Origin of the sequence: Nostoc sp. (assembly GCF_035638895.1) — a bacterium.
GTDB lineage: Bacteria > Cyanobacteriota > Cyanobacteriia > Cyanobacteriales > Nostocaceae > Nostoc.
In genome coordinates, this window is the sequence record NZ_DASQZC010000448.1 from 1 (window position 1) to 6,987 (window position 6,987).

Consider the following 6,987-nt stretch of genomic DNA (forward strand, 5'->3'; position numbering starts at 1 on the left):
CGTGGTAAACATTAACTTTAACGCCATAGCTGGCTAGTAATTGCCCTAACTGGTCTAAAGTCATACCTTGGCGAGATACAACTTCAGGAGTTAGCACTTTTTTTGTATTATCATTACTAAAAAAGTTTTCTTGAGTAAATACTCGATATGGCTTGTACTGCGGTACTTCTGGTGCTGGAATTTGTAGACCATTCAGCACCATAACCATACTTGCAACACCACAATATGCCTGATTATTTTGAGTGGTGAATTGCATACTCAGTGGAAAGAAGTCTTCATTTGACTTACTCTGAAATAATAATTTTTCACCTTCATCTGTATTAAAACCTATTAAGTTAGAGGAAAGCGGTAATGTTTGAGAAAAAACGCTTCCACTATAGATACATAAGCCAATAGTTAAAGCTTTAAAAAATGTTTTACTTATTTTTCGCAACATAGCATTTATAAGTACTGTAAAATTTTCAAATCAGATCATATCAATAATCTCACGCCAAGATGCTAAACAAGTACAAGATTTTAGGAGAAATGGTATAAAAATGCTTACTGTTACTAAACCCAAGCGAGTTGCGCTGGCAATCTTTTCTTTCAGTGTTTTGCTTTACAGCCAAGTTGCCTCAGCTGCCTTAACTTTACCCTTACGCAGCAAAAAGGGGATGGTGGTTTCGGCCCATCCCTTAGCTAGTGAAGCGGGAATTTTGATGTTAGGCAAAGGTGGTAATGCAGTGGATGCAGCTGTCGCTACAACCTTTGCAATCTCAGTAGTCGAGCCTTTCTCAGCCGGAATCGGCGGCGGCGGATTTTTGCTGATGCATTCGGAGAAAACTGGCGAGATGAAAGCGCTAGATTTTCGTGAACGCGCACCCCTAAAAGCTACAAGAAATATGTATCTAGACGCAAAAGGAAAGGTGCGCCCCAATGCAAGTATTAATGGTTATTTGGCAGTAGGCACACCAGGAACAGTGGCGGGACTTTATGAACTGCATCGTCGTTATGGTAAGCTTCCTTGGCAAGAGGTAATGAAACCTGCGATCGCACTTGCTAATGGCTTTGTCCTCAGTCCTCACATTACTTGGCGTTCCCTTCCAGAGTACAAAAACCGCAAGGAAGCAATTCTCAACAATCCAGCAGCACGGGAAATTTTTACTCGCAATGGTGAGTTTTATCAACCAGGTGAGAAGCTAGTGCAGCGTGATTTGGCAGGTACTTTAACAGAAATTGCCAAAAATCCCCAAAGTTTTTACACCGGAAGTATTGCTAGGGCGATCGCTTCTGATATGGTAAAAAATCGTGGTTTAATTACTCTAGAAGACCTCAAAGCCTACAAAGCAATCTGGCGGACTCCTGTTTGTAGCAATTTTCGTAAAGCTAAAATTTGCTCAATGCCACCACCGTCATCAGGAGGCGTTCATCTATTGCAGATTTTAAATATTATTGGTGACACTGATTTGAAATCTTTGGGATGGCATCATCCCGACACTATACATTTAATGATCGAAGCAATGAAGATTGCTTACGCCGATCGCTCAGAATATTTAGGCGATCCTGATTTTGTCAAAGTTCCTGTGCAAGAACTGCTCAGTCCAGGTTATGCCAAAAAACGCCGTCAAGAAATTAATATGCAAGTAGCTAGACCTTCGACCGAGGTAAAGCCAGTAGATAAAGAGACACTACAACGTTTTAGTCAAGCTAATAATCAGAAATCGAAAAATAATATCATTCCATCATCGCTTCAGTCTCTACAGAAGACAAGTCGCCATGAATCTACTGAAACCAGTCACCTTACGGTTGTAGATGAAGAACGCAACGCCGTAAGTCTGACTTTCACGATTAACCTTGGTTTTGGTGCTGGTGTCGTGACACCGGGAACTGGAATTGTCCTCAACAATCAGATGGATGACTTTGCTTCTGCGCCAGGAGTCCCTAATGCATTTGGTTTGGTTGGTAACGATGCCAATGCGATCGCACCTCGTAAGACTCCCTTATCTAGCATGACTCCCACAATTGTTACAGAAAATGGTCATTTCCGCATGGCAGCAGGTGCGCCTGGTGGTAGCACTATCATCACCCAGGTTTTGCAAGTGATCCTAAATGTGCTGGAATACAATATGGATGTTGGCGCGGCTGTTTCTGTTCCACGCATACATCATCAATGGCTTCCAGATCAGTTGCGTGTGGAATCCTGGGGCTTAGATGCTCTCACTATAGAAGACTTACGCCGTCGGGGACACAAAATACAGGAAACTATTCCTTGGGGTAATGGTAATGCGATCGCTGTAACATCTGATGGAACTCTAGAAGGGGCCGCTGATCCTCGCGGTGAAGGTTCTCCCAGAGGTTTGTGAGGGAGATGAGAAATTAGAAAGACGCACAGACAGACACCAGAGAATCACAAATGGCCAATGACTAATACTTCTCTAACGAGAGGCTACGCTCAGTACAAGTGACTAATGACCAATGACCAATAACTATTGATTTTGGGCTGTTGACTCTACGTAGCTGCTCCTGCCAAACTCATTTGCCCGTGCGCTAGGTACTAGTGTCCAACCTGCTTTGAGAAGTTTTTGATAAGTTGCCCAACCTTTAGAACCACCAGGTATTTGATAATCTGGGACTGTAAAACCTCTAAAAGCTGTATAAGGACGCCAAGGTTGATTAGGTTCTGTCTGCAAATACAAAATTTTCTCTCCGTCACCACCAGACTTAGGTAACCAGCACATTTGTCGATGCATTGCAAACTCCTTGTACTTTTAGCTAATAATGCATAATAGCAGACTCTTGTCAAGCTAATTATCACCCTTCTGGGATACTTTTTTGTCTAACACTTTAGACAAAGCGTAATTAGGTTCTATCCATTTTTAGGATAATTACTTAACAAGTCATAGCTTGAAAGACATCTGCTAGAGGAACACGAAGATAAACAGCTTTCTCTCACCTTATTTATCGGGTGAGATTTTTCTAATGTATCCGCGTTTTTTGGGATTGTGTGTAACAATAACTACTGTTTTTGCAGAAGTTCGCAATTAGACGATTTGTTTTTCTGATTAGATACATAAAAACTATTGCTAATCTCGGAAATTACTTATAAAACTAGATAAGTCGGCATGATAAAACCCGTGTATATTTAGTTTTGCCAAAAGTGTGGAATAACCAATGCATAAGCTATTGGGTTATTTTACGTAGATATTGAAAAGAATCACGAGCTTTTTGAGCAGGAAATGCGAAATTTTTTAAATAGTATTCATCTTTCTGAAGATGAAGAGAAAAAAAATTGTGAGATCGTTGATCGTGTGTACCAAGCTTTCACAATTATGTTTGATGGCTTTAAGCTTTTATTGGGCAAACGGAGCAAGGCTAAAACTCTTTGCCAAAGTCAATTTTTTTAACGTAGACGCGGAGCGGCTTGCCGCAGGCTACCGCAAAGGACGCAAAGAGAAGAAAGAAATGCTTAAGTGAACTGTATTTCTATATATCAATCCTAAATAAGTTGTGAAAATCGAGAGACTCAGATCCCCAGATACCCGACTTCTCAAAGAAGTCGGGTATCTGATTGTACACGAATGATTTAGGACTGCTATATATCAAAATATGTTTAGTACAAAAACATCATATCAGTGCCTAAGAGGATCTTTTAAAAGTACTTTTGATTAAGCCAGAGTTGCACCTAACGCAACCGCCATCTCCTAGTGTATCTTCGCATTCAATAAGAAATTGGTCTTTGATAACCTATAACTTGGGTTATTACAAAGAAGGAGCATACAATTTATCGCCGACAATCTGGCGAATTGTCTCTACTAGTTGAGTGTATGCAAAGTCGGATAAAACTGGTTTTGCTCCTTGCAAGTTAATTGGTTGATCTAAATCAATCCATGACTTGCAACCGCCGTATTTAGGCTGATAGGGAATTTCTTGTTGGGGTAGTTTATATGTCCGCAGGAGGAGAACATAAAGCGGCTGGCGTGGTTTCCATTTGAGGCGATCGCTAATAAAATGCTCGTTCCAAATATGGAAGGGAAGCAATGTGTTGACAATAGACTCATCGCTAACTGGCAAAATATCTGTAATTTCAGCCCAACTGCCGATAGGAACTGTCTCTGGATGCCAACCTGATGTGACTGGATAAACACGATCCGCGTACTCAGCTTTCAGCATGAAAGCTTGTTGATGTTCATAAGTAGGATAAAGCAAAATTTGCTTGTGGGCAACTTGGAAATGTCCATTTCGTTCATGGATACCGCCTTTGCGGAGCAACATAATTGTTTCGCCACTTTCCAAAGCATTTATAGCGACTGCCCATTCTTTGAAAGCATGAAAAGTTGTAGTCAATTCCATCAGCATCTACTGTAACTCTGATTTAATTTCAAGCTAAGACCGATAACGTGTGAAACTATCTAGGGGAATGAATTAGAAAGCAAGCAGTTATGGACGTCTTTAGCACAGGGGTTGTTAACAGGTAAATTTGCTCATGGTCATAAATTTGACCCAGCAGATAACCGTGCTAAAAATAAACTGTTTCAAGGCGAAAACTTTGAACGTGCTCAACAGGCGCTACAACAACTGCGTCCCATAGCCCTTCTTCATAATTGTACACTTGCTCAGTTAGCTTTAGCCTGGTTAATTGCTCAACCCCAAACAAATGCAATTGCCGGGGCACGTTATCCCGAACAAGCACGAGACAACGCATTAGCCGCTCAAATTAACCTTTCCGCCGCCCAATTGGCAGAAATTGATGCCATTGGACGTATTGTTACCGACCATCTGGATAACAGTCCAATTATGTGGAATTGGTGACAATACAGTTTGGTTAACCATGCTTATCTATCTAAGATCCCATTAACTCTCTTAAAAAGATAGCCGGGGATCAAATCTATGATCCTATATTGCAAAATCTAACAAAACGTCAACTTTAGTAAACGAAGGGTTGTGACTCACAAACTTCAATGCTAATTTAAATAGTAGGACACCAAACACCAAACCAAACTAAAAGGGTCAATGACTTAGTGTCTCCTGTCATCAGCCCAAGCAAATTTCAGCATATTAAATATAGAAGTGGTAAAAAGCCAAATTGTAGAAGGCAAAGCCAAATCCTAAAGCGGAAAAACGCAATAATGCTGGGTTTGTTCGTTGTTTAGTCAACCTTAGTTATTAACTTTCAATTACTTAACTTAGTTTAACAATTTGAACCCTGTAAACTCGATAAAACCTGGTCAACCTCGACCAGGTTTTTGGTTTTTTATTGTCAGAGCTACGGCATGAGCAATGGATGCAAATGGTAACATTACCCTGGTAGCCTAAATACCTACAGTTAATCCTGGACGTTCCTGGTTATTAGTTACCTCTGTCATGCTTATGGCTATAAAAACTAGCGTTTTTGGTGCGAATTCTGTAAAAGTTAAAAAGCAAAAGCAGCCAGGGCATTGGCAGAAAACGACGCTGACTCAGTTTTTACGCTTGCCTTTGTACTTCCTAATAGCTCTGCTATGCATTCTTGGTTCACCCGTGCTGGCAAAAGTTCCTAGCTCAATTAATTTATCATCTCAACTACCAATTCACAATCTTACGTCGCTGGCTGTGGTCGCTCACCCAGGCTCATTAGTAGATCAGGGCAAAGTTTTATACAATGCCGGAAAGTTTACCAAAGCGGTAGAACTGTTACAACAGGCTGTTCAAGTATATAAGCAGCAAGGGGAGAGCATCAGACTGGCAGCGACACTGAGTAATCTTTCTTTAGCTTACCAACAACTCGGTGCATGGAATCAGGCACAGCAGGCAATTACAGAAAGCTTAAATTTGCTCAAAGTACAGGATGAAAACCAAAATCTGCAAATATTTGCCCAATCACTGGATATTCAAGGTCGTCTTCAACTGACAATGGGACAGGCGGAGGCGGCTTTAGCAACTTGGCGGCAGACGGAAGAAATTTACAAGCAAGCAAATAATCAAAGCGGCGTGGTGCGATCGCTCATCAATCAAGCACAGGCGTGGCAAATCCAAGGATTTTACCCTCGCGCTGTCAAAACACTCGATCATGTTAGTCAGACTTTAAAATCTCAGCCAGACTCTATAGAAAAGACAGTGAGTTTGCGATCGCTCGGTGATGCGCTTTTGGTAGTGGGCGATTTGGAAAAGTCACGTCAGGCGCTAGAAGAAAGTCTGACGATTGCTCGAAATCTGCAATCAAGCGTTGATATTAGGGCCAGCCTGTTCAGCCTGGGGAATAATGCTCTTAAACAACAAGATAAAACAAAGGCGATCGCTTTTTATCAACAAACAGTTGCAGCATCTCCCTCACCCATTACAAAAGTCCAAGCGCAACTAAATTACTTGGGAATACTCATTGAAGATCAACGATTGGCAGAGATTCAAACTCTCTTGCCGTTGATTAAGTCCCAAATCGACCAACTCCCCCTTAGCCGTGCAAGTATTTACGCCCAAGTAAACTTTTCTCAAAGTCTAGCAAAAATAAAGAATGGCATATTGCACGTATCCAGTCAGAATTACCATAAAGCATTCAGTAACCAAGACTCAGCAGTATTACTCGCCAACGCTATCCAGCAATCCCGCAGTTTAGGGGACAAGCGAGCAGAAGCCTATGCACTGAAGAGTTTAGGGGGCTTGTACGAAGAAACCAAGCAGTGGTCAGAGGCGCAAGAGGTTACCCGACAAGGATTAGCTTTGGCACAGAGCAGCAATGCACCAGAAATTACCTATACCTTAGAGTGGCAATTAGGTAGATTGCTGTGGGCACAAAAAGATATTAATGGTGCGATCGCGGCTTATGATGGTGCTGTGGCAACTCTCCAGTCTCTTCGCAGAGACTTAGTAGCCAATAAAGATGTCGTGAGCCAAGATGTGCAATTCAACTTCCGGGACAGCGTGGAACCCGTTTACCGAGAGTCAGTTGAGTTACTCCTGAAATCCCAAGAAGGAAAATCACCAGATGAAAAAATATTAGAGAAAGCACGAGAGCGCATTGAAGCACTCCAAATA

5 protein-coding genes and 1 pseudogene are annotated in these 6,987 nt (G+C 41.6%); 3 read left to right on the forward strand and 3 right to left on the reverse strand.

What is annotated here, in order from left to right; translation table 11 throughout:
* The coding region (locus VE944_RS22620) for a phytochelatin synthase family protein (protein WP_324982208.1) at window positions 1–436 on the reverse strand (436 nt) is incomplete at its 3' end.
* 100 nt (window positions 437–536) lie between these two features.
* Between VE944_RS22620 and ggt the strand changes: the two genes are divergently transcribed.
* Window positions 537–2,342: a gamma-glutamyltransferase gene (gene ggt / locus VE944_RS22625; protein WP_324982210.1), complete on the forward strand. Its 1,806-nt coding sequence runs from the start codon at window positions 537–539 to the stop codon at window positions 2,340–2,342.
* A gap of 123 nt (window positions 2,343–2,465) precedes the next feature.
* On the opposite strand, the gene VE944_RS22630 is transcribed toward ggt, so the two are convergent.
* Entirely contained in the window at window positions 2,466–2,729 is a 264-nt protein-coding gene (locus VE944_RS22630) for a hypothetical protein (RefSeq protein ID WP_324982213.1), read from the reverse strand.
* Window positions 2,730–3,738: 1,009 nt separating this feature from the next.
* On the reverse strand, window positions 3,739–4,335 hold the full coding sequence (locus VE944_RS22635) for a DUF1802 family protein (protein ID WP_324982216.1): 597 nt from the start codon (window positions 4,333–4,335) through the stop codon (window positions 3,739–3,741).
* Window positions 4,336–4,419: 84 nt separating this feature from the next.
* Between VE944_RS22635 and VE944_RS22640 the strand changes: the two are divergent.
* Window positions 4,420–4,788, forward strand: a pseudogene (locus tag VE944_RS22640) (aldo/keto reductase); the annotation flags it as partial.
* 552 nt (window positions 4,789–5,340) lie between these two features.
* Window positions 5,341–6,987 (forward strand): tetratricopeptide repeat protein (locus tag VE944_RS22645; RefSeq protein WP_324982219.1); only part of this gene is annotated, 1,647 nt, incomplete at its 3' end.